Annotated in this window: 25 protein-coding genes and 1 pseudogene; 18 read left to right on the plus strand and 8 right to left on the minus strand. The window is 65.5% G+C overall.

The annotated features are described in order from the left end of the window. The first annotated feature begins 94 nt into the window (after positions 1–94). Together AC1VNY_RS35225 and AC1VNY_RS35230 are read left to right on the plus strand one after the other, a co-directional pair. The gene (locus tag AC1VNY_RS35225) at positions 95–271 is read left to right on the plus strand and encodes a hypothetical protein (RefSeq protein WP_168859259.1); all 177 of its coding nucleotides are present in this window, start codon (positions 95–97) and stop codon (positions 269–271) included. A gap of 61 nt (positions 272–332) precedes the next feature. Next, entirely contained in the window at positions 333–488 is a 156-nt protein-coding gene (locus AC1VNY_RS35230; RefSeq protein WP_482408617.1) for a hypothetical protein, read from the plus strand. Between the two features lie 17 nt (positions 489–505). Here AC1VNY_RS35230 and AC1VNY_RS35235 read toward each other — a convergent pair whose 3' ends face one another. Beyond that, positions 506–859: a DMT family protein gene (locus tag AC1VNY_RS35235; protein WP_028336063.1), complete on the minus strand. Its 354-nt coding sequence runs from the start codon at positions 857–859 to the stop codon at positions 506–508. A 212-nt stretch (positions 860–1,071) separates the two neighbouring features. Between AC1VNY_RS35235 and AC1VNY_RS35240 the strand changes: the two genes are divergently transcribed. From AC1VNY_RS35240 to AC1VNY_RS35250, 3 genes are all read left to right on the plus strand, one after another. Then, entirely contained in the window at positions 1,072–1,887 is an 816-nt protein-coding gene (locus tag AC1VNY_RS35240; RefSeq protein ID WP_482408618.1) for a PAS domain-containing protein, read from the plus strand. 103 nt (positions 1,888–1,990) lie between these two features. Beyond that, a complete protein-coding gene (locus tag AC1VNY_RS35245) occupies positions 1,991–2,452 on the plus strand; it encodes a GNAT family N-acetyltransferase (protein WP_137479019.1) in 462 nt (153 codons plus the stop codon). Positions 2,453–2,739: 287 nt separating this feature from the next. Then, on the plus strand, positions 2,740–3,681 hold the full coding sequence (locus AC1VNY_RS35250) for an aldo/keto reductase (RefSeq protein ID WP_482408619.1): 942 nt from the start codon (positions 2,740–2,742) through the stop codon (positions 3,679–3,681). A 166-nt stretch (positions 3,682–3,847) separates the two neighbouring features. Here AC1VNY_RS35250 and AC1VNY_RS35255 read toward each other — a convergent pair whose 3' ends face one another. Next, a complete protein-coding gene (locus tag AC1VNY_RS35255) occupies positions 3,848–5,077 on the minus strand; it encodes a DUF1501 domain-containing protein (RefSeq protein WP_482408620.1) in 1,230 nt (409 codons plus the stop codon). Continuing rightward, the gene (locus AC1VNY_RS35260; protein ID WP_482408621.1) at positions 5,074–6,651 is read right to left on the minus strand and encodes a DUF1800 domain-containing protein; all 1,578 of its coding nucleotides are present in this window, start codon (positions 6,649–6,651) and stop codon (positions 5,074–5,076) included. The genes AC1VNY_RS35255 and AC1VNY_RS35260 overlap by 4 nt, the downstream gene beginning before the upstream one ends. Positions 6,652–7,002: 351 nt before the next feature. On the opposite strand from AC1VNY_RS35260, the gene AC1VNY_RS35265 reads away from it, so the two are divergent. Then, positions 7,003–7,677, plus strand: coding sequence for an HAD family hydrolase (locus AC1VNY_RS35265; protein WP_482408622.1), 675 nt, complete (start codon positions 7,003–7,005; stop codon positions 7,675–7,677). 325 nt (positions 7,678–8,002) lie between these two features. Here the strand turns inward: AC1VNY_RS35265 and AC1VNY_RS35270 are convergent, their stop codons facing one another. Continuing rightward, positions 8,003–9,094 carry a SphA family protein gene (locus AC1VNY_RS35270; RefSeq protein WP_482408623.1) on the minus strand — a complete coding sequence of 364 codons (1,092 nt, stop codon included), beginning with the start codon at positions 9,092–9,094 and terminating at the stop codon, positions 8,003–8,005. 475 nt (positions 9,095–9,569) lie between these two features. Here AC1VNY_RS35270 and AC1VNY_RS35275 point away from each other — a divergent pair. Both AC1VNY_RS35275 and AC1VNY_RS35280 read left to right on the plus strand, forming a co-directional pair. Next, positions 9,570–9,927, plus strand: a pseudogene (locus tag AC1VNY_RS35275) (formylglycine-generating enzyme family protein); the annotation flags it as partial. Then, positions 9,924–11,639 carry an arylsulfatase gene (locus tag AC1VNY_RS35280; RefSeq protein ID WP_482408624.1) on the plus strand — a complete coding sequence of 572 codons (1,716 nt, stop codon included), beginning with the start codon at positions 9,924–9,926 and terminating at the stop codon, positions 11,637–11,639. The pseudogene AC1VNY_RS35275 and the gene AC1VNY_RS35280, both read left to right, overlap by 4 nt. A gap of 217 nt (positions 11,640–11,856) precedes the next feature. Here the strand turns inward: AC1VNY_RS35280 and AC1VNY_RS35285 are convergent, their stop codons facing one another. Continuing rightward, positions 11,857–12,453, minus strand: coding sequence for a TetR/AcrR family transcriptional regulator (locus AC1VNY_RS35285; RefSeq protein WP_482408625.1), 597 nt, complete (start codon positions 12,451–12,453; stop codon positions 11,857–11,859). A 93-nt stretch (positions 12,454–12,546) separates the two neighbouring features. Between AC1VNY_RS35285 and AC1VNY_RS35290 the strand changes: the two genes are divergently transcribed. After that, a complete protein-coding gene (locus AC1VNY_RS35290; RefSeq protein ID WP_482408626.1) occupies positions 12,547–13,338 on the plus strand; it encodes a crotonase/enoyl-CoA hydratase family protein in 792 nt (263 codons plus the stop codon). A 120-nt stretch (positions 13,339–13,458) separates the two neighbouring features. On the opposite strand, the gene AC1VNY_RS35295 is transcribed toward AC1VNY_RS35290, so the two are convergent. Next, on the minus strand, positions 13,459–14,166 hold the full coding sequence (locus AC1VNY_RS35295) for a glutathione binding-like protein (protein WP_482408627.1): 708 nt from the start codon (positions 14,164–14,166) through the stop codon (positions 13,459–13,461). Between AC1VNY_RS35295 and AC1VNY_RS35300 the strand changes: the two genes are divergently transcribed. From AC1VNY_RS35300 to AC1VNY_RS35310, 3 genes are read left to right on the plus strand one after another with little or no spacing between them, the layout of a single operon-like run. Beyond that, entirely contained in the window at positions 14,165–14,344 is a 180-nt protein-coding gene (locus AC1VNY_RS35300) for a hypothetical protein (protein WP_482408628.1), read from the plus strand. The two genes, AC1VNY_RS35295 and AC1VNY_RS35300, sit on opposite strands and share 2 nt — an antisense overlap. Before the next feature lie 48 nt (positions 14,345–14,392). Next, the gene (locus AC1VNY_RS35305; protein WP_482408629.1) at positions 14,393–15,508 is read left to right on the plus strand and encodes an MBL fold metallo-hydrolase; all 1,116 of its coding nucleotides are present in this window, start codon (positions 14,393–14,395) and stop codon (positions 15,506–15,508) included. Next, entirely contained in the window at positions 15,505–16,140 is a 636-nt protein-coding gene (locus AC1VNY_RS35310; protein WP_482408630.1) for an SCO family protein, read from the plus strand. The genes AC1VNY_RS35305 and AC1VNY_RS35310 overlap by 4 nt, the downstream gene beginning before the upstream one ends. A gap of 82 nt (positions 16,141–16,222) precedes the next feature. Here AC1VNY_RS35310 and AC1VNY_RS35315 read toward each other — a convergent pair whose 3' ends face one another. Then, positions 16,223–16,456 carry a hypothetical protein gene (locus AC1VNY_RS35315; RefSeq protein ID WP_225164666.1) on the minus strand — a complete coding sequence of 78 codons (234 nt, stop codon included), beginning with the start codon at positions 16,454–16,456 and terminating at the stop codon, positions 16,223–16,225. Between the two features lie 112 nt (positions 16,457–16,568). Here AC1VNY_RS35315 and AC1VNY_RS35320 point away from each other — a divergent pair, with 112 nt between their 5' ends. The 6 genes from AC1VNY_RS35320 to AC1VNY_RS35345 all read left to right on the plus strand — a co-directional run bounded on the left by AC1VNY_RS35320 (position 16,569) and on the right by AC1VNY_RS35345 (position 22,882). Beyond that, positions 16,569–17,471 (plus strand): LysR substrate-binding domain-containing protein, encoded by a 903-nt coding sequence (locus tag AC1VNY_RS35320; RefSeq protein ID WP_482408631.1) that lies wholly within the window; start codon positions 16,569–16,571, stop codon positions 17,469–17,471. Beyond that, positions 17,464–18,684 (plus strand): NAD(P)-binding domain-containing protein, encoded by a 1,221-nt coding sequence (locus AC1VNY_RS35325; protein ID WP_482408632.1) that lies wholly within the window; start codon positions 17,464–17,466, stop codon positions 18,682–18,684. The genes AC1VNY_RS35320 and AC1VNY_RS35325 overlap by 8 nt, the downstream gene beginning before the upstream one ends. Before the next feature lie 314 nt (positions 18,685–18,998). Then, on the plus strand, positions 18,999–19,235 hold the full coding sequence (locus tag AC1VNY_RS35330) for a hypothetical protein (RefSeq protein WP_482408633.1): 237 nt from the start codon (positions 18,999–19,001) through the stop codon (positions 19,233–19,235). After that, complete coding sequence (locus AC1VNY_RS35335; RefSeq protein ID WP_482408634.1) at positions 19,232–19,435, plus strand: hypothetical protein; 204 nt, start codon at positions 19,232–19,234, stop codon at positions 19,433–19,435. Before AC1VNY_RS35330 ends, AC1VNY_RS35335 begins: the two co-directional genes overlap by 4 nt. Positions 19,436–19,549: 114 nt before the next feature. Further along, a complete protein-coding gene (uvrB, locus tag AC1VNY_RS35340) occupies positions 19,550–22,462 on the plus strand; it encodes an excinuclease ABC subunit UvrB (RefSeq protein WP_482408635.1) in 2,913 nt (970 codons plus the stop codon). A 3-nt stretch (positions 22,463–22,465) separates the two neighbouring features. Beyond that, positions 22,466–22,882: a pyridoxamine 5'-phosphate oxidase family protein gene (locus AC1VNY_RS35345; RefSeq protein ID WP_482408636.1), complete on the plus strand. Its 417-nt coding sequence runs from the start codon at positions 22,466–22,468 to the stop codon at positions 22,880–22,882. 17 nt (positions 22,883–22,899) lie between these two features. On the opposite strand, the gene AC1VNY_RS35350 is transcribed toward AC1VNY_RS35345, so the two are convergent. Further along, positions 22,900–23,400 carry a GNAT family N-acetyltransferase gene (locus tag AC1VNY_RS35350; RefSeq protein ID WP_482408637.1) on the minus strand — a complete coding sequence of 167 codons (501 nt, stop codon included), beginning with the start codon at positions 23,398–23,400 and terminating at the stop codon, positions 22,900–22,902. Positions 23,401–23,618: the final 218 nt, after the last annotated feature.

Consider the following 23,618-nt stretch of genomic DNA (forward strand, 5'->3'; position numbering starts at 1 on the left):
TGGACGGCGCCGCCGCCGCAATGTTGCCGGTGACAACCGGCAGATTCGCGCGGATGTCGCGAGTGATTCGCTCGCGGCCTGAGGGATTTAGACCATGAAACGGTGGTCCGGCACGGCAGGCTTCGATGGCCGCCCTGCCCCGGTGGCATCATCCCGGCTGACGAACGCGATCGCAGCGTCGCTCGCGCTTGGCGCGCTGACGCTGTGCCTGGTCGTCGCCGTGACCGTGCTGTCGAGCAACATCACCATGGCAACGGCGATCCCGGCGTAATCAAGCAATTTCCGGTTGGCACCTGATCCGCGGCAAGGCGCGGGAGAGACAGCGGCGCGACATGATGAAGACCCCCGTCGGACTTGTGACCGTGACGCTGTCGGCAGCGATCCTGCTCGCAGCATCGCTCCTGATCGTGACCGGCACGCAAGGCGAAGACCACGCACGCCCCGCACATGTCACGACGCCCGCCGCCAAGCCGGCCCCGCACCGCTAGCTCAGGCGCAAAGCGCATTAGCCCCATTTGTGGAAGATCAGAAACGCGCCGGCGGCGATGAAGGCAAATCCGAGCGCGTGATTCCAGCCCAGCGGCTCCTTCAGGTACAACACCGAGAAGGCGGCGAATACGACCAGCGTGATCACCTCCTGCATGGTCTTGAGCTGCGCCGCCGAGTAGACCGCGCTGCCCCAGCGGTTGGCCGGCACCGCCAGCCAGTATTCGAAGAAGGCGATGCCCCAGCTCACCAGGATGACGATGGGGAGCGAATGATCCTTGAACTTGAGATGGCCGTACCAGGCGAAGGTCATGAAGACGTTCGAGGCGAACAGCATCAGGATCGGCAGCAGCGAAGGCGAAATGGCGGGCATCGATTGTCCTCTTGCAAGCAAAGCACGCGGTAACCCGCAGGCAGGGAACCGGGTTCCGTGCCGATCTGCATATCATTTGATTTGAAAGCAGCGAAAGCTGGTTCGGCCCTCGCAACGCCCGCTTAACGGTCGTGACGGAAATGCCGGCGCCGTTGCGGCCCTGTCGCCAAACTGCGGCTTTATCGTTCGTTTGACAGATGGCGAGAACGCGCATGCAATTCGACTGGCGTGCAATTTCAGGTCCGGCCCTGACGGCGATCACGGCATCCGCCGCCTTCCTGCTCGATCGCCTCGTTGTCGCCGTCCCCAATCCCGCGCCGCTGTTCGTCTGCATCGTGGCGCTTGCGAGCTCGATCAGCGGCATCGCCTCCGGGCTGATCTCCGCCGCGATCGCGGTGGCCGCCTCGGCGCTGTTCTTCCTAAATCATCGCGCGTTGCCCGGTTACGAGACAGCCGACGTCGCGCGGATGCTGATGCTGGCGGCGACCGCGGCCGGCACCGCCGTGATCACCGGAATGCTGCGGCAGAAATGGATCGACGCCTTTGCCGCCGACCAGCAGCATCACGCGACCTCGGAGCGGCTCGCCGCCGCGCTCGATCAGGTCGACATCGGCATCGTGCTGCTCGACGCCGACACCCGCGCCGAATTCATCAACCGCGCCTTCCGCGACTATTTCGCGCTGTCGGATGCGCAGGCCGAGAGCAAGCCGCCCTTCGTCGCGCTGATGTATCACGGCCGCGACACCGGCGCCTATGAACTGCCGGAAGACGAGCTGAGCGCGTTCATCGCCGAGCGCATCGCAATGATGCGCGCCGGCGACTCCACGCCGATCAATCTCAACCTCGCCGACGGTCAGGTGCTGCGCTTCAGCTGCACCGCACTGCCGGACGGCGGCCGCATGCTGAGCTACACGCCGGTCACCGACCTGGTGCGGCACACCGACGATCCCGCGAAGGCCGATGAATACCGGGCGCAGCGCGCCGGGCGCGAGCGCCATCTGGCGCGACTGCTGCGCGCCGCCGAGTGAGGCGCGACCTCGTCCGCAATTGATCCTGCGAGACAGCGACGGTAGAATCTTGCGAGCGGTGCGGAGGCATCGCCCGCAACCGCAGGATCATCCAGGAATCTCCATGGCCGACGACGTCACCATCCGCTTCGTCACGCGCGACGACTACGCCCAGTGGCTTCCTCTGTGGGACGGCTACAATGCCTTCTATGAGCGATCCGGGCCGACCGCACTCGCGCCCGAGATCACCGCGATGACGTGGGAGCGTTTCTTCGATGCCTATGAGCCGGTGCATGCACTGGTCGCCGACGCCGGCGGCAGATTGCTCGGGCTGACGCATTATCTGTTTCACCGCTCGACCACGGCGATCGCGCCGACCTGCTATTTGCAGGATCTGTTCACCAGCGAAGCCGCGCGCGGCAAGGGCGTTGGCCGCGCGTTGATCAACGGCGTCTACACGCAGGCCCGGCTCGTGGGTTCGCCGCGCGTCTACTGGCAGACGCATGAGACCAACCACACCGCGATGCAGCTTTATGACAAGGTCGCGGACAAGCCCGGCTTCGTCATCTATCGCAAGATTCTCTGAGCCCGCATCCGCGCCTGTGGATTGAACAGAGGTGTCACCGGCACGTTACAAAGCCCGGCTAGGCTTCCGCTCGCGCAGATCAGGCCCCCCGTCTCAGATCTTCGCCGAGCGGTCCCCGTCAGTCGCCGCGTCTGACCGGGACCGCTTTTTTTGCGGCATCTCATTTTGCGACATTGCCATTTTTGCGACATTGCCATGCGCGATCGGCGGTAGGACGGCACCTTGCCGGACCCTGGCGTGCTTGTCACAATGCGCGGCACCCCTCGCCTATCCCACAGGATTGTCTCATGGAAATTCGTAGTCTCGGCGGCTCCGGGCTGCGCGTGTCCGCGGTCGGCCTCGGCTGCAACAATTTCGGCCAGCGCACCGACCTCGAAACCTCGCGCAAGGTGATCCACAAGGCGATCGATCTCGGCATCACCCTGTTCGACACCGCCGACATCTATGCCGGCATGGGCGGCTCGGAGACCGTGCTCGGCACCGTGCTGGGCGACCGCCGCAAGGACATCGTGCTCGCCACCAAATTCTCCAAGCCGATGGCGACCGACGGCACCAAACAGGGCGCCTCGCGGCGCTACATCATGTCGGCGGTCGAAGCGAGCCTCACCCGCCTGAAGACCGACTATATCGATCTCTACCAGCAGCACGACTACGATCCGCTCACACCAATCGACGAGACGCTGCGCGCGCTCGACGATCTCGTGCGCCAGGGCAAGGTGCGCTACATCGGCAACTCCAACTTCCCGGCCTGGCGGATCGCCGAAGCCGAGTACGTCGCGCGCCAGATGAACGTGAACCGCTTCGTGTCCTGCCAGGACGAATACAGCCTCCTGGTGCGCGACATCGAGAAGGACCTGCTGCCCGCGGCGCAGCAATACAATCTCGGTCTGCTGCCGTTCTTCCCGCTCGCCAGCGGCCTGTTGACCGGCAAGTACCAGCGCGGCGCCGCTGCACCCGCCGATACCCGCTTCGCCAAGGCGCCGGCCCTGAAGGATCGCTACGTCACGCCGCGCAACGAGGACATCGTCGAGAAGCTGCAGGCGTTTGCCAGGGAGCGCGGCCACACCATGCTCGAGCTCGCCTTCTCCTGGCTCGCCGCCCGCCCGCGAGTCGCAAGCGTCATCGCCGGCGCCACCCGCCCCGAACAGATCGAGCAGAACGTCAAGGCGATCAGCTGGAAGCCGAGCGCGGAGGAGATGGCGGAGATCGACCGGATTACGAAGGGGTGACACTTGCGGTCGTGTAACCACAGCGTCGTCCCGGCGAAAGCCGGGACCCATAACCACAAATGCGCGTGGTTACGCCACGCTGTGACTCCAGCGCGCCCCAACAATCATCAGCGGTGGTAATGGGTCCCGGCCTGCGCCGGGACGACAGCGTGATTGAGGCTGGCCGTTAAGCCACCAGCCCCTTCATCGGCTTTACCGGAGCGCTGTCCGGAAACACGGCATCAGCCAGCACGCGTTCGCCGAGGCCGAACTGGTCGTGCAGCACGCCCTTGATCACGGCGCGCAGGTCGGTGGTCGGGGCGAGGTCGCGGGCCTGGTAGAGATTGGCGGGCTTGAGGCCCGGCCAGTCGGTGATCATCCGGCCGCCATTCACCGCGCCGCCGGCGAGCAGCGCGATGGTGCCGGTGCCGTGGTCGGTGCCCTCGGTGCCGTTGATGCGCGCCGTGCGGCCGAACTCGGTGGCGACCACGATCACGGTGTCGCGCCAGCGCGCGCCGAGGCCGCTCTGGAATTCCGCCAGCGCGCCGTCGAGGCCGCCGAGCAGCTGCGCGAGGCGGCCGACCGGCCCGCCTTCATTGGCATGGGTATCCCAGCCGTCGAAGGCGAGCGCGCCGATCCGCGGGCCGTCATCGGCCGCCATCAATTTCGCGGCGCCGCGCGCCACGAGGCGCATCGCCGCCACGCCGCCCGCCCCGGGCTTCGGCTTCATCTCGTCGCCCTGCGCCTGCTTCTCGAGCTGCAAGCCTTGCGTCAGCGCACTCGCCAGCGCCGGATCGCGGTGCTGATAGAGATCGAGCAGCCGCATCGCGGTGTCGTCGGCGGCTTGCGGCAGAGCGGTCGGCGCCCAGCCGACGGTCGGCGCCGCGCCGCGCAGCACCAGCGGCGTGGTCGGGCCGACCGCGAGCGCGCTCGTCACCCGCTCGCCTTTCGGCAGCGCCTCCAGCGCGCGGTTGAGCCAGCCGGACTGCACGCGGCCCGGACCGGGGAAGCCGCTCTCCAGCACGTCCTGACCGTCGAAATGCGAGCGATCGCGATAGGAGGTCGCCACTGCATGAACCACCGCAGCCTGCTTGGCGCGATACATCCGCGAAAATTCCGGCATCGCCGGATGCAGGCCGAAGAACGGATCGAGCATCACCGCCGCGTTCGGTCCATCGGGGCGCAGCGCGATCGCGCCATGCAGGCCGGCATAGTCGGGGTCGCCGACCGGGGCGACCGTGGCAAGGCCGTCGAGCGCGCCGCGCAGGATGATGGTGACGAAGCGCGGATCGCGGCCATCGGCGGCGCGCGCGAATTTCGGCAAATACGCCCAGGCCGCAAACGAGGCGCCGCCGAGCAGCAGCGCGCGCCGCGACGTCGCCTGCAGCATCAGGCTCTCGGAGCATTCCATCGTCATCTCCTCTGGAACTCGGGCGACATCAACAGCAGCGCCAGCGCCTGCTGCCGCGATTCCGCACGTTCGATGGTGCGCCGCGTCTCGGGCGAGGCTGCATCGGCGGCAATGAGCTCGAGCAGGTCGCGCGGGTCGAACCGGTCGGCGAGCTGGGAGGCGACTTGCGCCGAAATGTCGAGCCTGAGCTTGACGCCTTCAGGTGCAGCCCAGGCCGCGGCGGTGTCCGGAAATCCGTTCGGCCCGGCCGGCGACCACAAGGGCTGGCCGAGCACGTTGAGGCCGTTGAGATAGCGGCCCGGATCCTCGGGATTGCGCGCCAGCAGGCGACCGGATGCGACCAGGAATTCGTAAGGCGAACGCATCTTCGTCAGCGGCGGCTGCCAGGCCTCGCTGGACTGAACCAGCGCGGTGGCCAGCGCCCTGAGATCGCCGTCTGCTTTCGTGAACGTATCCTGCAGCCTCGCCACCAGCGCCGGCGGCGGATCGTCGGCGACGAAGTGGCGCGCGAATTTGGTCGCGATGAATTTTGCGGTCGAGGGATGCCGCGCGATGTCCGACAGCACCGCCTCGCCCTGCGCGACGCCGGCCTGCGCGTAGGTCTTGCCGAGCACCTGCTGCGGTCCGGGCTGGTGCGCATTGGCATTGAACACGAAGCTGCCGGGCACACCTAACTGGCCACGGCGGCCGGCAAAGGTCCAGCCGGTGATGACGCGCGCCAGCGCCGTGACGTCGTCCTGGGTGTAGCCGCCGCCGACGCCGAGCGTATGCAGCTCCATGATCTCGCGCGCGAGGTTCTCGTTCAGGCCGCGATTGCGGTTGATGCCGGCGCGCGACTCAGGGCCGAGCGATTGCTGGTTGTCGAGAAAGAACAGCATCGCCGGATGCTGCTCGACGGCCTTCAGCATGTCCGGGAAACGGCCGAGCACATGCGGACGGATCGCCTCGCGCTCGAACGAGCCGGCCCACATCCGCGCCAACGCGCCCTTGTTGGCGGAGATGCAGAAGTGATTCGACCAGAACACCACGAGCCGCTCGACAAAGCCGCAATCAGCGACCACGCCGCGTTGCAGCCGCGCCAGCGCCTCGGCGCGGAACGTCTTCTGGATGATGTTGAGCGGTTGCGCCGGCGGCTTGGGGGGACCGGCCTGCGGCTGCATCGTCGGAGGCTGCATCGGAGCCGACGGCGTCATCGCCGTATTGGCGTTGTCAGGCGCCTGCATCGCCGAATCCTTCCCGGCGATCTCCTTGGCGGCGGAGGACAGCGACAGGTTGGGCCGCGGCTGTGGCTTGGCGTCCGGTCCCTGCGACGGCGTTTCGCTCGCGCCTTGCTGCGCGGCCTTCGCGGCGTTGCGCGCCTGCTGGATATCGAACTGATAGTCGAACACCTGTTTGCCGAGTTCGGGTGTCGAGAGCAGGCCCGGCACTTCGAGCAGCGCGCCGTTCGGACGCGCCAGTTCCCCCAGCACGAAACCGCGCGGATCGGAGGCCGCATTGATGAAGTCGCCGGACGCCCCGCCGCGGGCGCCGAATCCAAACCGGTTGAGGGCAACCAGCGCGGCTTGCGAATCACGGGCCATCAGAATTTCCTCGACGAATTCCCGGGCGATTTCCTTGACGATTTCCTTGGCCGCCTATCCCGGCTATATCTGTCGTACGGCATCATAGCGCGGTCCGGGATGAACCCGAGATTAATTCGCGCATTAAATCGCGGTTAGAATGGACCTCTCGTCAAACGATCGTTCCCAACCAGGATCTCCGCGCCGGCTTGCCTGCACGGCATGCGGCAGCGAATTTTCCTGTTCGCTCACGGGCGCGTGCTGGTGCTCCGATGAGCGTTTTCGCCTGCCGATGCCGACCGACGGCGGCGACTGCCTGTGCCCCGCATGCTTGCGCAAGCTCGCGGAACAGCAACCAGCGGTGAGCGCCACGTGAACGCACGCTGGACCGTCGACGCCGTCCTGCTCGACATGGACGGCACGCTGCTCGACACCGAGAAGGTCTATTTCGACAGCCTGGTCGCGGCGCTGAGTGCATGCGGCTACACCGACGACGTCGTCGCGCTGTGCCACTCCATGGTCGGGCTTCCCGGCCCGGCCTGCGAGGTGATGCTGCGCGATCATTACGGCGCGGCGTTTCCGCTCGCCGAGGTCAACCGCGCCTTCCTCGACCATCGCGATCGGATGATGCGGTCGGGCCTGCCGCTCAAATCAGGCACGCTCGATCTGCTCGACGCCATCGCCGCCGCGGAACGCCCGATGGCGATCGTCACCTCGTCGTCGCGCCGTTCGGCCGAACGCAACCTCACCCTCGCCGGCATCCGCGCGCGCTTCGACACGTTGCTGACGCTTGACGATGTCGCGCAGGGCAAGCCGGATCCGGAGCTCTATCTCAAGGCAGCCGCGCGGCTCGGCGTGACGCCGGCGTCCTGCATCGCCGTGGAGGATTCCAACCACGGCGTCGCTGCCGCCCACGCCGCCGGCGCGATCACGCTGATGGTGCCGGACATGGCCCCGCCGACCGAAGCGACCCGTGCAAAATGCGCAGCCGTACTGCCGGACCTCAACGCGGTGCTGGCGTTGTTGCGCGAGCGCGGCGCGCTCTGATCGTCATTGCGAGCGTCAGCGACGCAATCCATCGTCCCGCATATGCGAAGCGATGGTTTGCACCTTCGCTTCAGCGCAAAAATGCTTTGAGATTTGTCGCGAATTCATTGCAATGACGGAGACCGATCGGCCAGCGCGTATGCTCATATTGTCCGCTTCTAAGGATGAAGCGGATGCAACCCGGCTCGGCCGTCATCGACGGGTTTTGACCCAACCCGGACATGTTGTCCGCACGCTCGCGGAGCGTCCATTGGCTGATTGCGTTGCCACCGCCGCGCCAGATTGATCCTTCAGCACAGCGCCGGTGGCAGCGTGACCGGCGCTGCTATTTCGTGAATCTCGGCCTCGTCGATGTCGGCGGCGTTGGCGCCGCGGGCTGAAGATTGAACGTCAGCCAGACGTTCCAGCCGGCCGGCCGATTTTCATTGGCAAATTCGCCGTAGCCCTTCAGGTTCAGATATCCCTGCATGTCTCCGACCGGGAAAATGTAGCCGACCTGCGGGCCGACGCCCGCCACGCGCGAGCGGAAGCAGCCGACACGATCGCCCGAGCCGCTGTCGCAACCGAGTTGTTGATAGAGGTAACCGACGAGGCCGACCTGCCACTGCTTGGTCAGGAATTGCGATGCGCCCCAGTCGAGGTGCATGTCGACGCCGCTTTGATATTGGGTGGAGGGGTTGACGAAGTTGTAGGTGAATCCCAGCACCGTCGAAAATTCATGCCCGGTCTTTGGATCGAAATAGGTGTAGCCCCCGCCCGCGTCGACCGCCCAGTGCCCAATCCCCAAATTCGCCAGGCGGCCCGACTGATAGGCGCCGACCGGAAGGTCGGCGGTAACGTACGTCATGTAATTGTTGACACCGGCATTCCAGCGCAGCGCGAACTGCGGGATCAGGTCGCCGAATGCAATGAGCGAGCTGTCGATGCTGTCAAACCGGGAGAAGGGGAAAGTGCCGCCGCCCGGTCCCGTCAATGTCCCAACGAGCGATCCCGCCAGCGACGTGGAGTTGGAGCCGTAGGTCGCCAGCAGGCTGGCAGAGGCCTGACCGCCCAGCACGGGTGTTGCAAAAGTATAAGTCCCGGCCACAAGGCCAAGATTCACATTCGCATTGACGTTCGCGTTCACGGTGGCCGTCAGATTCGCGGGAAAGCGACCAAGCGTGATTTCGCGCGACCGCGCCACGTCGCCGCCGGCGGAAACAGAGGTGTGATAATAAACCGAGGTCACCGACCAGCCCGGCGCCTGCTGAGGAACAGCCGCGAGGCTGCCAAAAAATCCGGGTAACCAAAAGCTGATGCCGTTTTCGTCGGCGCGAGCCGCTTGGGTGGACAGCGCCAGCAGAGCGGCAAGCGCTCCAACACTCAAATGCCACTGCGAAAAAAATCTGCGTCCCAAACCCGGTCCAAGGTACCCCATCGCCGATCCCCCGACTCTCGCGATCCCACCGTCGCTCCGGCGGGGTAGAAACCCTGAAAGAATAAGCCGACGCCGCCGTTGGTCCATGCGGAATCGGCATACTTGCGTTCGGCCGGCCTTTTATTGAAAGGCTGTGTTCGTGACGCCACAGCCTTGGCACTTTTTGCATAGTCGTCAGGGGCTCTCGACAAGGAAGAGGCGACCTGGCTCGATTGATCTAGATCAACATGAGAACGATGCGTTGCTGGAAGCATCTTGTCTTGTCTCGTTCGCAGATGCTGCGTCGTCGGTCTCGCACTTCAGATACTCGATCGTCTTTTGACTGACCAAAGCGTTAAATCCTCCCGAAGCAACCGGCGAGCTGGAAAGCTGCCGAGAGGTTCTTGCTCCGGCGACGCTCGTAACTTTGAAACTCGTTCACTGCGAGTAGCTCATGCACGACGTTGGCGTTGCGGCAGGCGTACCCGATCTGGCGGCTAATGGCTTCGAACGCACCTCGCGCGCCACCGCATTCCCGGTCAATGGCTACGGCCCCCGTGAATCGGCAGCGTCTGGGAATAGACGAGCGATTGGTATTCACCAGAAGCACGACGCAGACGCCCCGAAAGCCTGCTGCATCCCGCAAGATCCACGCGGCCGGTCCGAGGGCGGAAGCTACGACTCTCGTCAGCCGAACCCAGGATTCCACGCAAGGTGCTTAAGGCGGCTCGCATCTTTGCGCCCCTAGCCATTGCCGCCGCTATCGTCCGGCCACGCGTCATGCCGAGCCGATCGACACCTCAGCAAGCCATGTCGGCTTCAGGTGCATCACGAGGAAGAGGATCACGTCATGAGTAACGACACGATTCCAGAAAAGCCTGAGATGGGTACAGAGCCGATCAGTGCAGGATTGAAACGCCGCGATCTCTTGTTGAGCGGTAGTTCGCTCGTCGCCGCTTCAGCACTCTCTGCCGTCGGGGCGACAAGCTTCGCGCAGGCGCAGCAACCGACGCCGGCCCCGGTGCCCGCGCCGGCCGGACAGCGGCCCAATATCGTCGTCATCATGGGGGACGATATCGGCATCTGGAATATCGGTGCTTACCATCGTGGCATGATGGCCGGCCGGACGCCGAACCTCGACAAGATCGCCGCAGAAGGCATGCTGTTTACCGATTATTACGCCGAAGCGAGTTGCACCGCAGGCCGCGCCAACTTCATCACCGGCGAGCTGCCGATCCGCACCGGGATGACAACGGTCGGTCAGGCCGGCGCCCCCACGGGCTTGCCGGCGGAGGCCGTGACCATTGCCACCGCGCTCAAAGGCATGGGCTATGCCACCGGCCAATTCGGCAAGAACCACCTTGGCGACAAGAACGAGTTTCTGCCGACAGTGCACGGCTTCGACGAGTTCTTTGGCTATTTGTATCACCTCGACGCGATGGAAGACCCGGCCCACCCCGCTTATCCGCAGGAGCTGCTAAACACGGTCGGTCCGCGCAACATGATCCATTCGTGGGCAACCAATGTGGACGATGCCACCGTGGATCCGCGCTGGGGCAAGGTCGGCAAGCAAAGAATTGAGGACGCCGGAACGCTCTATCCCAAGCGGATGGAAACCGTGGACGATGAAATCCGAGACTTTGCGTTGAGTTTCATCGAAAAGGCCAAAGCCGACAACAAGCCGTTCTTCTTGTGGCTCAATCCGACCCGCATGCACATCGTCACGCATTTGTCGCCGAAGTACCAGGCGATGCGCAACTCCAAGAACGGCTGGTCGATTCATGAAGCCGGTATGGCGCAGCTCGACGACGATGTCGGCGTCGTAATGCAAAAGCTTAAGGACATGGGCGTGGATGACAACACCATCGTCATCTTCACCACCGATAACGGCACCGAGGTCTTCACTTGGCCGGATGGCGGACAGACCCCCTTCGCTCAAAGCAAAGGTACGGTCATGGAAGGCGGCTTCCGCGCGCCGGCGATGATCCGCTGGCCGGGCAAGGTGCCGGCCGGCAAGATCGAAAACGGCATCATCTCCGGGCTGGACTGGTTCCCGACCTTGCTGGCCGCAGCCGGCAACCCGAACATCGTCGAGGAACTGAAGAAGGGGAAGCACATCGGGGACCGTACCTACAAGTGCCATCTGGACGGTTATAATCAGATGGACATGATTACCGGCAAGGGGCCGTCGAACCGGCACGAAATCTGGTATTTCGGTGAGAGCGAGCTCGGGGCTGTGCGCATCGACGACTACAAGTATCGTTTCATCGACCAGCCCGGGGGCTGGTTGGGCGAAAAAAGCAAGGTTGACGTGCCCTACCTGACCAACCTTCGCCTGGATCCGTTCGAGCGAACGGGCTGGCCCGATAGCGGGACCAAATATGGCGCGCAACAATACTTCGACTGGTTCAAATATGAGTTCTGGCGCTTCGTGTTCGTTCAGCAGGAGGTCGAGAAGCTGGCCATGACCGCAATCGAGTTTCCGCCGATGCAGAAGGGCGCGAGCTTCAACCTCGATTCCGTGAAGGCGAAAATCGAGGCCGCCAGGACGGCAATGGCAAAGTGAGATTGATAATCGCGTTGGGCGGCGTCCACGTCGCCCAACGCCGTCTCCTCCGGCCTTTCGATTGTAGATCGGTTCACCGAAGTCCGCTTCCGGGAGTGGAGCGGGCCAATGGCGGACGGGCCCGATCGTCGCCTTCTGGCCCAAGGCCGGGGTACTTCAGTCCGGATCTATGTCGCCTTTTCAGGGCGTAGCGGACGGGCCTCCATGAGTACACGCTCTAACCCCGTTTGCGCGCTGGCTTCGCCAGCGCCGTCTCGATCAGCGTGCGCGCGGCCTCGCCGGCGGTTTCCATATAGCTCGCGTCACGGTGCAGCAGCACCACGGCGAATGATCCGTCCAGCAACAGCAGGATCTGCCGCGCCAGCTTGAGCGGATCGGCGACGCCCTCGTCCGCGAAGGTCGCGCGCAGCCAGTCCTCGAACTTCTTCTTGTGCGCGGCGCCGATCCGGATTGCGGGATGCCCGGGCATGTTGGCGAGCTCGGCGGAGGTGCGCAGGAAGCCGCAGCCTTTCCACTTCGGATGCCGCGCCGAGCGCGCAAGGTTCTTGAAGATCGCCTCGACCTTCACCGCCAGGCCACCGTCGGCCTCCGCGAACCATTTGCGGAACAGCGCGAGATTGGGCTGGTCGCGCGCGGCGAGATAGGCGGCGACCAGGTCGTCCTTGCTCTTGAAGTGATAATACAGCGTGCGCTTGGTGAGGCCGGCCTTGGCCGCAACCTCGTCGACGCTGACGCGGCGGATGCCTTCATTGTAGAACAGCGCGCTCGCCGCCTGGACGATGCGCTCGCGGGTGGGCTCGGAGGGTCTGGGCATGGCGCGTATGTATACTAACCAGTGAATATACACAAATTCCCGCTAGCTCTACATTCGGCGCTGACACGAAACAGCCATGCCGGAGAGCGCACCATGCCCGAACCCATCCTGCTCGAGATCACCGACGGGATCGCCCTGATCACGCTGAACCGTCCCGAGCAGCTCAACGCACTGAACTACGCGCTGATCGATCAGCTGATGGCGGCACTCGACCGCATCGAGGGCGATGCTGACGTGCGCGCGGTGATCCTGACCGGCGCCGGCGAGCGCGCCTTCTCGGCCGGCGCCGACATCAAGGAATTTTCCGAGAGCGTCAAACGGGGAGCCGCCGTTGCGGTGCGCGACTTCGTCCGACGGGGACAAGCCATGACCGCGCGGCTCGAGGCGTTCAAGAAGCCCGTGATCGCCGCGGTCAACGGGCTCGCCTTCGGCGGCGGCTGCGAGATCACTGAAGCAGTACATCTTGCGATCGCCAGCGACCGCGCGCTATTTGCAAAACCCGAGATCAAGCTCGGCATGCCCCCGACCTTCGGCGGCACGCAGCGGCTGCCGCGGCTGGCCGGACGCAAGCGCGGGCTCGAACTGTTATTGGCCGGCGATCCGTTCTCGCCCGAGCATGCGCGCGAGATTGGGCTGGTCAACCAGATCGTGCCGCACGATCAATTGCTGACGGCCGCGCGCGAGCTCGCCGGCCGGATCACCAGGCATTCGCCCGGCGCCGTCGCCGGCACCATCACCGCTGTGACGCGCGGGCTCAATATGCCGATTGCCGAGGGCCTTTTGGTCGAGAGCGAGCAGTTCGCCGCGCTGGTGCCGAGCCGCGATCTCGCCGAGGGGCTTGCGGCGTGGAAGGAACGGCGGCCGGCGAAGTATGTGGGGGCGTGAGCTCCGCTCGTGCCAACCATCATTGCGGGCGAAGCGAAGCAATCCATCGATCCGCATACGCGGAAAGATGGATTGCTTCGTCGCTTCGCGCCTCGCAATGACGGGGAGAGAGTTGCGTCTCTACCGCACCACCGCCGCGGTCTGCCCGAACAGGAGCTTGCGCTCTTGCTCGGTGCGGATCGCGGGCTGGCCGAAATTCGGATTGACCTCCTTCGCCTTGGCATAGGCGCGCTCGGTCGCCGGGCGCTTGCCGATCGTCTCCAGCCAGCGCTTCAGATGCGGGAAATCGTCGATCTCCTGGCCCTGGTTCTTGTAGGGCACGACCCAGGGATAGCTCGCCATGTCGGCGATCGAATAGTCGCCGGCGATGAATTCGCGGTCGGCGAGCCGCTTGTTGAGCACGCCGTAGAGCCGGTTGGTTTCGTTGACGTAGCGATCGATCGCGTAAGGCAGCTTCTCGACGGCGTAGTTGCGGAAGTGATGGTTCTGCCCGGCCATCGGCCCGAGCCCGCCCATCTGCCAGAACGTCCACTGGATCACGTCATAGCGGCCATGAATATCGGCCGGCAGGAATTGTCCGGTCTTCTCGGCGAGATAAAGCAGGATCGCGCCGGACTCGAACAGCTGTAGCGGCTTGCCGCCGCCCTTCGGCGCGTGATCGAGAATTGCGGGGATGCGGTTGTTCGGCGCGATCTGCAGGAAGTCCGGCTTGAACTGATCGCCTTTGCCGATGTTCACCGGGAAAATCCTGTACTCCAATCCGGTCTCCTCAAGGAACATCGTTACCTTGTGACCGTTCGGCGTGGACCAGTAGTGGAGATCGATCATGGGCGTGATCCTGCATTGCCAGGGACTGCCGATGTCGTGCATCGGCGAGAAAGATGCGAATGCATGGAGTTGGGCGCATAACCGCAGCCAAGTCAATGGCGCGCGCATTGCACCGCGCGCGAATGTGATCTGCGGCCAGCGCAACTGCCCGATTGAGCCGCGTCCCGATTGCTCCTAGGCTCAACGTGTTTGGTATTGAAAAGTTTTCAAAACACGGGGGATTGTGATGACACGGGATTTGGCACGACGTGATTTCCTGAAAGGCTCGGCGGCGATCGCCGGCGCTGCGGCCGCGGGCGCCTTCTCCTGCGTCGAGATCGCCGGCGCCGCGCCGATCGAGGTGCCGACCGTCGACAAGCTCTCGATCCGCGTGCTGGTCGATTCCAGCTTCGATCTGTTCTTCAAGCCGAAGCAGGCCGGCGGCGTCACCATCGCGTCGCCGCCGCGCTCCGCCGACTACCAGAAGTCGCTGCACAATGAATGGGGCCTGTCGCTGTGGCTGGAGTCGGAGGCCAAGGGCGCGCAGCGCACGCTGATGCTCGACTACGGCTACACGCCGGAGGTGCTGCTCAACAACATGGCGCTGGTTGGCGTCGATCCGTCGAAACTCGACGCGCTGATCGTGAGCCACGGCCACTACGACCATTTCGGCGGCCTCAACGGCTTCCTCGACAAATTCCGCGATAAACTGCCGGCCGACGTGAAGCTCTATGCCGGCGGCGAGGACAATTTCTGCCACCGCGTCAGCGCGACGCCGACCAAGGGCCAGTTCAGCGATTTCGGCACGCTCGACCGCCGCCAGCTCGCGGCGCAGCGCGTCACCACGGTGCTGTGCGAGACCCCGACCGTGATCGCGGGCCATGCCTTCACCACCGGCAAGATCACTCGCCGCAGCATCGAGCGTGTGCTGCCGCAGACCTGGGTCGAGTTCGGCATCAAGGATGGGCTCGGCTGCAACGCCAGCCACTATCTGCCGGCCGAGATGGACGGCAAGATCGTGCCCGACGAACACATCCATGAGCACGCCACCTGCTTCAACGTGCGGGACTTCGGCCTCGTCGTGATCTCGTCCTGCGGCCATGTCGGCATCGTCAATTCGGTGAAGCAGGCGCAGGAGGTCTCCGGCATCCAGAAGGTTCACGCGATCGTCGGCGGCTTCCATCTCGGGCCGGCGCCGAAGGACTACCTCACCGAGGTCGTCGCCGAGATCAAGAAGCTCGACCCCGACGTGCTGATCCCGATGCATTGCTCGGGGCTGAACTTCGTGCAGGAAGCGACCGCGCAGATGGGCGACAAGGTGCTGGTCACGACGACGGGCAGCCGCCTCTCCTTCGGCATATGACCGCGCCGATCCTGCGCGGATTCGTGTGCGCCGGCGCCGGCCTCTGGTTGACGCTGGCGCCGGTGCTGGCGGGCGATGCGCCGCCGCAATCGGCGCGCTCGGCCGCCGAGATCATGGATATCCTGATGTGGAACAGGGAGCCGGTCGGCGGGCCGTTCGCGCTGACCGATGAGGCCGGCCACCAACGCACCGACAAGGAGTTCCGCGGCAAGCTGATGCTGATCTATTTCGGCTTCACCACCTGCCCCGACGTCTGCCCGACCGATCTGCAGGCGATCGCCCTTGTGCTCGACAAGCTCGGCCGCGACGGCGACCAGGTGCAACCGATCTTCATCACCGTCGATCCCGAGCGCGACACCGCTGCGCATCTCGCAGACTACGTGCCGATGTTTCACCCGCGGCTGATCGGGCTGACCGGCAACCCTGATGCGATCCGCAAGGTGGCCGATGCCTACAAGGTCTATTTCGCGCGGGTGCCGCTGAAGGACGGTGCCGACTACACCGTCGATCACACCGCCTACATCTATCTGATGGACCGCGAGGGCAATTATCTCGGCTTCTTCCCGCCGGGGACGTCAGCCGACCGGATGGTCGAGATCATCCGGCCACGGCTCGCCGAACCGGGACGCTGACATCAGCGATTGGCAATTCCAGCAACGCGATCGGTGCACCTCTCCCCGATGGGAGAGGTGACAATGATGGCAGCGGTCGGCCTCAATGCATCCGCCCGTGCGCGCGCAAGAATGTCTCGCCGCTTTCCGTCACCATTACCCGTATGCCCTCGACCGAGGGGCGGCGCGCGACGTAGCCGCGATCGACGGCGTCCTCCCAGATCGTCAGCCGCGGGCATGAGGTGCGCCAGACCTCGAGCACCTCGGCATAAGGCCGCGGCTCGCGCGCCACCCATTCCACGAGATCGAGCACCAGGGCGTCTGTGGTCTCTGTCATGTGGTCCTCGCCGGGGTCAGCAGGGATTCACTGTCTCCGGTATTTCTGCGCCGCTTGGCCTCTTCCGGCAAACTGAGTTATCTTGACCTTGCATCAGTTTTCCTGAGGGTTCATGCGGCGGCTGCTCTTTCTCAACGGCATCAAGGCGTTCGAAGCCGCGGCGCGGACCGGCAGCTTCGCGGCGGCGGGCAGCGAGCTCAATGTCTCGGCCGCCGCGATCAGCCGGATGGTGCATCTGCTCGAGGAGCGGCTCGGCGTCGCGCTGTTCGAGCGCAAGGCCAACCGCCTCGTCACCACTCCGGCGGGCCGCGCCTATCAGGGCGGGCTGACGCCGATCTTCGACGCGCTGGCGAGCCTCACCGCGCAGGTCACTGCATCCGCGAGCGCGCGGGTGCTGACCGTCGGCGTCGGACCGACCTTTGCGCTGAAATGGATGATCCCGCACCTTGCCGAGTTCCGCAAAGCGGAGCCCGACATCGAGGTGCGGATCACGACCGGCGGCATGGCGGTGCCGTTCGCCGACGACTGGAGCTGCGGCATCCAGCTCGGCGACGGCCAGTGGCCGGGCCTCGTCGCCGAGCCGCTGTTCGCCGCCGATCTGATGCCGGTGTGCACGGCGCGGCTCGCCAACAGCCTGAAGCGCCCCGCCGACCTCAAGGGCCCGAGCCTGATCCGCGTCGCGCATTCGCCCGACGACTGGCCGTCCTGGCTGAAGGCGGCGGGCGTGCCGCGCCCGACCGCGCGCGGGCCGGAATTCCAGTTCTACGGCCAGGCGCTGCAGGCAGCTAGCGACGGGCTCGGCATCGCGATGGGCATCCGGCCCTATATCGACGACGATCTCGCCGCCGGCCGGCTGGTGGCGCCGTTTGCGCTCAGCGTGCCCAAGGGCATGCGCTGGTATCTGGTCTATCGCGGCTTCCACGCCGAGCAGCGCGATTTCGCCGCGTTCCGACGCTGGATCATCCGTGCCGCGGCGGAGCCCGCCGCCCGCCGCAAGGGATCGCGCAGTGCCTGACGAGACCATCGATACGCTGGTGATCGGCGGCGGCCAGGCCGGGCTCACCATGAGCCACCGGCTGCAGCGGCGGGGCATCGCACATCTGGTGCTGGAGCGAGGTCGGATCGCCGAGCGCTGGCGCAGCGAACGCTGGGACGGATTGATGTTCCAGTTTCCGAACTGGTCGGTGCGGCTGCCGGAATTTGCGTTTCCGCACAGCGATCCCGACGGCTTCTCGGATACCGCTGCCATCATCGCCTTCATCGAGCACTACGCCGCGTTCGTTGCGCCGCCGATCCGCTGCGGCGTCGCGGTCACCAGGCTGCGCCGCGACGCCGGCGGCTTCCTCGCCGAATTTGCCGGCGGCAGCATCGCCGCCCGCAACGTCGTCATCGCCACCGGCCCCTATCAACGGCCGCTGCGGCCCGACCTGCTGCGCGATCACCCCGGCCTGTTTCAGGTCGATGCCGCCGGCTACAGGAACCCCGCGCAATTGCCTGACGGCGCGGTGCTGGTGGTCGGTGCCGGCGCATCGGGGGCGCAGATCGCCGAAGAGCTGATGCGCGCCGGCCGCGATGTCTTCCTCTCGGTCGGACGTCACAACCGCCTGCCGCGCCGCTATCGCGGCCGCGACCTGATCTGGTGGCTGGCCGAGATGGGCATCGACCGGACGTTAGTCGAGCAGCGCGGCCCGTCGCGGCTGCTGCCGGTGATCTCCGGCGCCCATGGCGGCCGCACCGTCGATTTCCGCCGCTTCGCCGCCGGCGGCGTGACCCTGCTCGGCCGCGTGACAGCGGCGCGCGACGGCGTGCTCGAGATCGCGCCCGATCTCGCCGCCAACATCGCCAATGGCGACGCCTATTACGCGACCTTCCTCGGGATCGTCGACGACTTCGTCGCGGCACGCGGCCTTGATCATCCCGAAGATCCCTTGGCGCGCCTCCATTTGCCCGATCCGCCGTGCCTCACCGCGCCGCTCGATGCGATCGACCTGCGCGCCGCGCGGATCAGGAGCGTGATCTGGGCCACCGGCTATGGCCTCGATCTGAACTGGATCGACATACCGGTGCTGGATGCCGACGGGGCGCCGCGACACCGCCATGGCGTCTCCGACGTGCCCGGCCTCTATTTCCTCGGCCTGCAATGGCTGTCGAAGATGAAATCCTCGTTCCTGTCAGGTGTCGGCGACGATGCCGCCGTGCTCGCCGACCACATCGCCGGCCGCGGCTAGATCCAACGACATCGGAGGTGCGCTCCCTCGCCCCGTTCTTACGGGGAGAGGGTTGGGGTGTGGGGCTGCTTCCGCGCAAACCCGTCGCAATTGGACTCGCGGGGGCTCCCCCTCACCCGGAACGCATCTGGCGATGCGTTCCGACCTCTCCCCGCACGCGGGGCGAGGTCAAGCGGAGCTCGCTGCTCGAAGCAAAGTCGACTTTTCTCCCGGTTCCTTTGCTGCGCGGAAATAAACCCGGCGAGTTGTGAACTGCTTCACATTTGGCGCAACGCGCTCGTGCTTCCTATGAGAAGGGCATTTCGAGGTCGCACATGATTTACAGCGGTTTTGAGATCAAGTCGTTCGAAGTGGGGAAGGGGCAATGGCACGCCAGGATTCAACGGGTCGATCAAAGGCCGGTCGTCATCGATGGCATGCTGTTTCCGATGCTCGACATCGGCTTTGCGTGGTCCGATCCGGATGCGGCGATCGCCGACGCGAAGCGAACTATCGACCGGTTCCCGCAACGCTATGGCATGACAATGCCGGTGGCCGAAGCGTCGGCGTGACCGGCAACGTCGTGGTTGCCGTCCCGCAATGCGAGCCGGATCCGGTCTGGCCGGCGCAGGTCCGCACCAGCTGCCCGGAATGCGCCGCATCGCTTTCGCTGCTGCGCGTGATCCCCGGCCGCGCCGCCGAATACTGGACCCTGCGCTGCGACGGCTGCGGCGGGATCCATCTCGACATCGTCGACCTGCCGCGGTCGTAAAGTCCGCGACAGCGCGCCGCCTGCTGACACCCTGCTGTCAGCAGCCTCGCCCGCGCAGCTATCCGGCCGCCGTTTACCCTTTTCTCGCTGCCGGACTCGTCCCATATTCGGGGCATGGCGAAGACACCGAACACTCCGAAAAAGCCCGGCAAAACCCCCAAATCCAAAGCACACCGGCCCGAGGTCCTCCCGATCGGGCCCGCGCTTGCCGAATTGCTTAATCCCGCGATCAACCGCGGCGATGCCGGCATGGGTTCGGGCACTGGCCTGCAGCCGCCGCCGGACAATTCCTGGGACCGCCGCGCCGGCGGCGAGGCCGCCGCGCATCGCGCGCGGGCGTCGACGCGCGAGACCAGCGAGGACGTCGCAAGGCGCGATACTTCGGGCCTGGGCGAGGCCCCGCAGGCCAATTACGGCACCTCGGCCACCATCCCGACCCTCGATCCGGAACTGGCGCGGCAGCTCGGCCTGCCGACCGCCGAGGACGACGACGAGGCCCTGGCGCGGCCGCCGCGCAGCAAGATGGAGGCGCTCGGCGTCAAGGCGACCGCCGACGCGCTGGAGAACCTGATCCGCGACGGCCGCCCGGAGTTCCGCAAGGACGACGGCTCGATGCGGGTGTGGACCCCGCACCGGCCGCCGCGCCCGGAGAAATCCGAAGGCGGCGTGCGCTTCGAGATCAAGTCCGACTATCAGCCGAAGGGCGACCAGCCGACCGCGATCGCCGAGCTGGTCGAGGGCATCGACCGCAACGACCGCACCCAGGTGCTGCTCGGCGTCACCGGGTCGGGCAAGACCTACACCATGGCTAAGGTGATCGAGGCGACGCAGCGCCCGGCGCTGATCCTGGCGCCGAACAAGACGCTGGCCGCCCAGCTCTATGGCGAGTTCAAGAACTTCTTCCCCGACAACGCGGTCGAGTATTTCGTCAGCTATTATGACTACTACCAGCCCGAAGCCTACGTCCCGCGCACCGACACCTATATCGAGAAGGATTCCTCGATCAACGAGCAGATCGACCGCATGCGCCACTCGGCAACGCGCGCGCTGCTCGAGCGCGACGACGTCATCATCGTCGCTTCGGTGTCCTGCATCTACGGTATCGGCTCGGTCGAGACCTACACCGCGATGACCTTCGCGCTGAAGAAGGGCGAGCGCATCGACCAGCGGCAGCTCATCGCCGACCTCGTTGCTCTCCAGTACAAGCGCACCCAGGCCGACTTCACCCGCGGCACCTTCCGCGTCCGCGGCGACGTCATCGACATCTTCCCGGCGCACTATGAGGACCGCGCCTGGCGGGTGAACCTGTTCGGCGACACCATCGAGACGATCGAGGAGTTCGATCCGCTCACCGGCCACAAGCAGGACGAGCTCGAATTCATCAAGATGTACGCCAATTCGCACTATGTGACGCCGCGCCCGACGCTGGTGCAGGCGATCAAGTCGATCAAATCAGAATTGAAGATGCGGCTCGACCAGCTCAACGACCAGGGCCGCCTCCTGGAGGCGCAGCGGCTCGAGCAGCGCACCACCTTCGATCTCGAGATGATGGAGGCGACCGGAAGCTGCGCCGGCATCGAGAACTATTCGCGCTATCTCACCGGGCGGCGTCCCGGCGAGCCGCCACCGACGCTGTTCGAATATGTGCCGGACAACGCGCTGATCTTCGCCGACGAGAGCCACGTCACCGTGCCGCAGATCGGCGCCATGTTCCGCGGCGACTTCCGCCGCAAGGCGACGCTCGCCGAATACGGCTTCCGCCTGCCCTCGTGCATGGACAACCGCCCGCTCCGCTTCGAGGAATGGGACATGATGCGGCCGCAGACGGTGGCGGTGTCGGCGACGCCGAGCGGCTGGGAGCTCAACGAATCCGGCGGCGTGTTCGTCGAGCAGGTGATCCGCCCTACCGGGCTGATCGATCCGCCCGTGGACATCCGCCCTGCCCGCACCCAGGTCGACGACCTCGTCGGCGAGGTGCGTGCCACCGCGGCGGCCGGCTATCGCTCGCTGATCACGGTGCTCACCAAGCGCATGGCGGAGGACCTCACGGAATATCTGCATGAGCAGGGCATCCGCGTCCGCTACATGCACTCGGATATCGACACGATCGAGCGCATCGAGATCATCCGGGATCTCCGCCTCGGCGCGTTCGACGCGCTGGTCGGCATCAACCTGTTGCGCGAGGGCCTCGACATTCCCGAATGCGCGCTGGTCGCGATCCTCGACGCCGACAAGGAAGGCTTTCTGCGCAGCGAGACCTCGCTGATCCAGACCATCGGCCGCGCCGCGCGCAATGTCGACGGCAAGGTGATCCTCTATGCCGACAGCATGACCGGCTCGATGGAGCGCGCGATGGCCGAGACCACGCGGCGCCGCGAGAAGCAGGTCGAGTACAACGAGGCCAACGGCATCACGCCGGAGAGCGTGAAGAAGTCGATCGGCGACATCCTCAACTCCGTCTACGAACGCGACCACGTGCTGGTCGAGATCGGCGACGGCGGCATGGCCGACGACGTCATCAGCATCGGCCACAATTTCGAGGCCGTGCTGAGCGACCTCGAAACGAGGATGCGCGAGGCTGCGGCCGATTTGAACTTCGAGGAAGCCGCGCGCCTGCGCGACGAGGTCAAGCGGCTGCGCGCCACCGAAATGGCCGTGGTCGACGACCCCACCGCCAAGCAGCGCAACGTGCAGAAGCAGGCCGGCGCCTATGCCGGCACCCGGAAATACGGCGATGCCGCCAACCTGCCGGTCAGCGCGCTGAAGAACAAGTCGGCGCAGACCTCGCTCAAGGCTGGCCGCGGTGGCAAGTCCGGCTCGCGCGTGCACAAGCCCGATCTCGACGAGATGCACGGCCCGGAATCGCTGCCCTTCCGCCCGAGCGGCGCGCTGCCGGCAAAACCGTTCGGCACCACGAGCCGCATCATCCAGCCGACCGACTCGCGGCAGTCGGGGCCGGAGTTCGGCCCGTCGCCGCGGTCGAGCGGCGGCGCGCCGGGCAAACGGGGCGGGTGGAAGAAGAGGTAGATCATGACGCGCGCCGAGCTTCTCGCCTTCCTGCGGATGCATCGGCTTGCGGTGGTCAGCACGGTTCACGACGGCGCGCCCCAGGCGGCGGTCGTCGGGATCGCGGTCAGCGACGATCTTGAGGTCATCTTCGACACGCTGACCACCTCGCGCAAATACCAGAACCTCGGCGCCGATCCGCGCGCGGCGCTGGTGATCGGTTGGGACGCCGAGCAGACCGCACAGGTCGAGGGCGTCGCGGACTTCCCGAGCGGCGCGGAGCTCAGCGCCTGCAAGCAGGTGTATTTCGCGGCCTGGCCCGACGGGCCGGAGCGCGAGACCTGGCCGAACATCGGCTATGTGCGGATACGGCCGAACTGGGCGCGGTTCAGCGATTTCGGCGCGGTGCCGGCGCGGATTGAGGAGATGACGCTGCCGTAGACAGCTTCATCAGCCGATCACGCCGCGTCGAACGCCGGATGGTAGCTCACATCCCCCTTCGGCGCCTTGCCCTTCAACACCAGCCGCTGAAAGTATCGGCTCGGCTTGCCGCCATAGATCAGCCGGCGATCATCGAGGAAGCCGAAGCGGTGGTAGTACGCGGGATCGCCGAGCACGACGCAGCCATCGGCCCCTTGCTCCGCAAGCCGGATGAGCCCCTCGCATATCAGAGCTTTGCCGATTCCGCGCCGTTGCAGATCGGGTGCGACCGAGACCGGGCCAAGGCCATGCCAGCGTCCTGCTACGCCGTCGATCCGGACCGGCGAGAACGCGACGTGCCCGGCAATGCTGCCGTCCTCGGAGACTGCCACCAGTGAGATGGTCAGCGCGCCGGCTGCGCGCAGCGCCTCGACGATGCGGGCTTCGGTGCCGCTGCTGTGCGGCGCTGTTGCGAATGCGGCCGCCGTGATGCGGCTGATCGCGGCGGCGTCTTCGGGGCGTTCGTCCCTGATCTGCATGCTCGCAGATAAGGGCCATCCAAGAGGATGCGCAAGTGGCGGCATCTCGCCGCGCGGGTGCTCGGGGCCCGTGCCACATATTCGGTGTCGTCCCTGCGAAAGCAGGGACCCATAACCACAGACGATCATCGTGAAAGACGGTAGAACGACGAGTCCCGTTCACTACAACTGCCGCGGGGTATGGGTCCCTGTGTCTTGGAAGTCTGTCAGGATGAGGG

This window comes from Bradyrhizobium ferriligni, assembly GCF_056837965.1.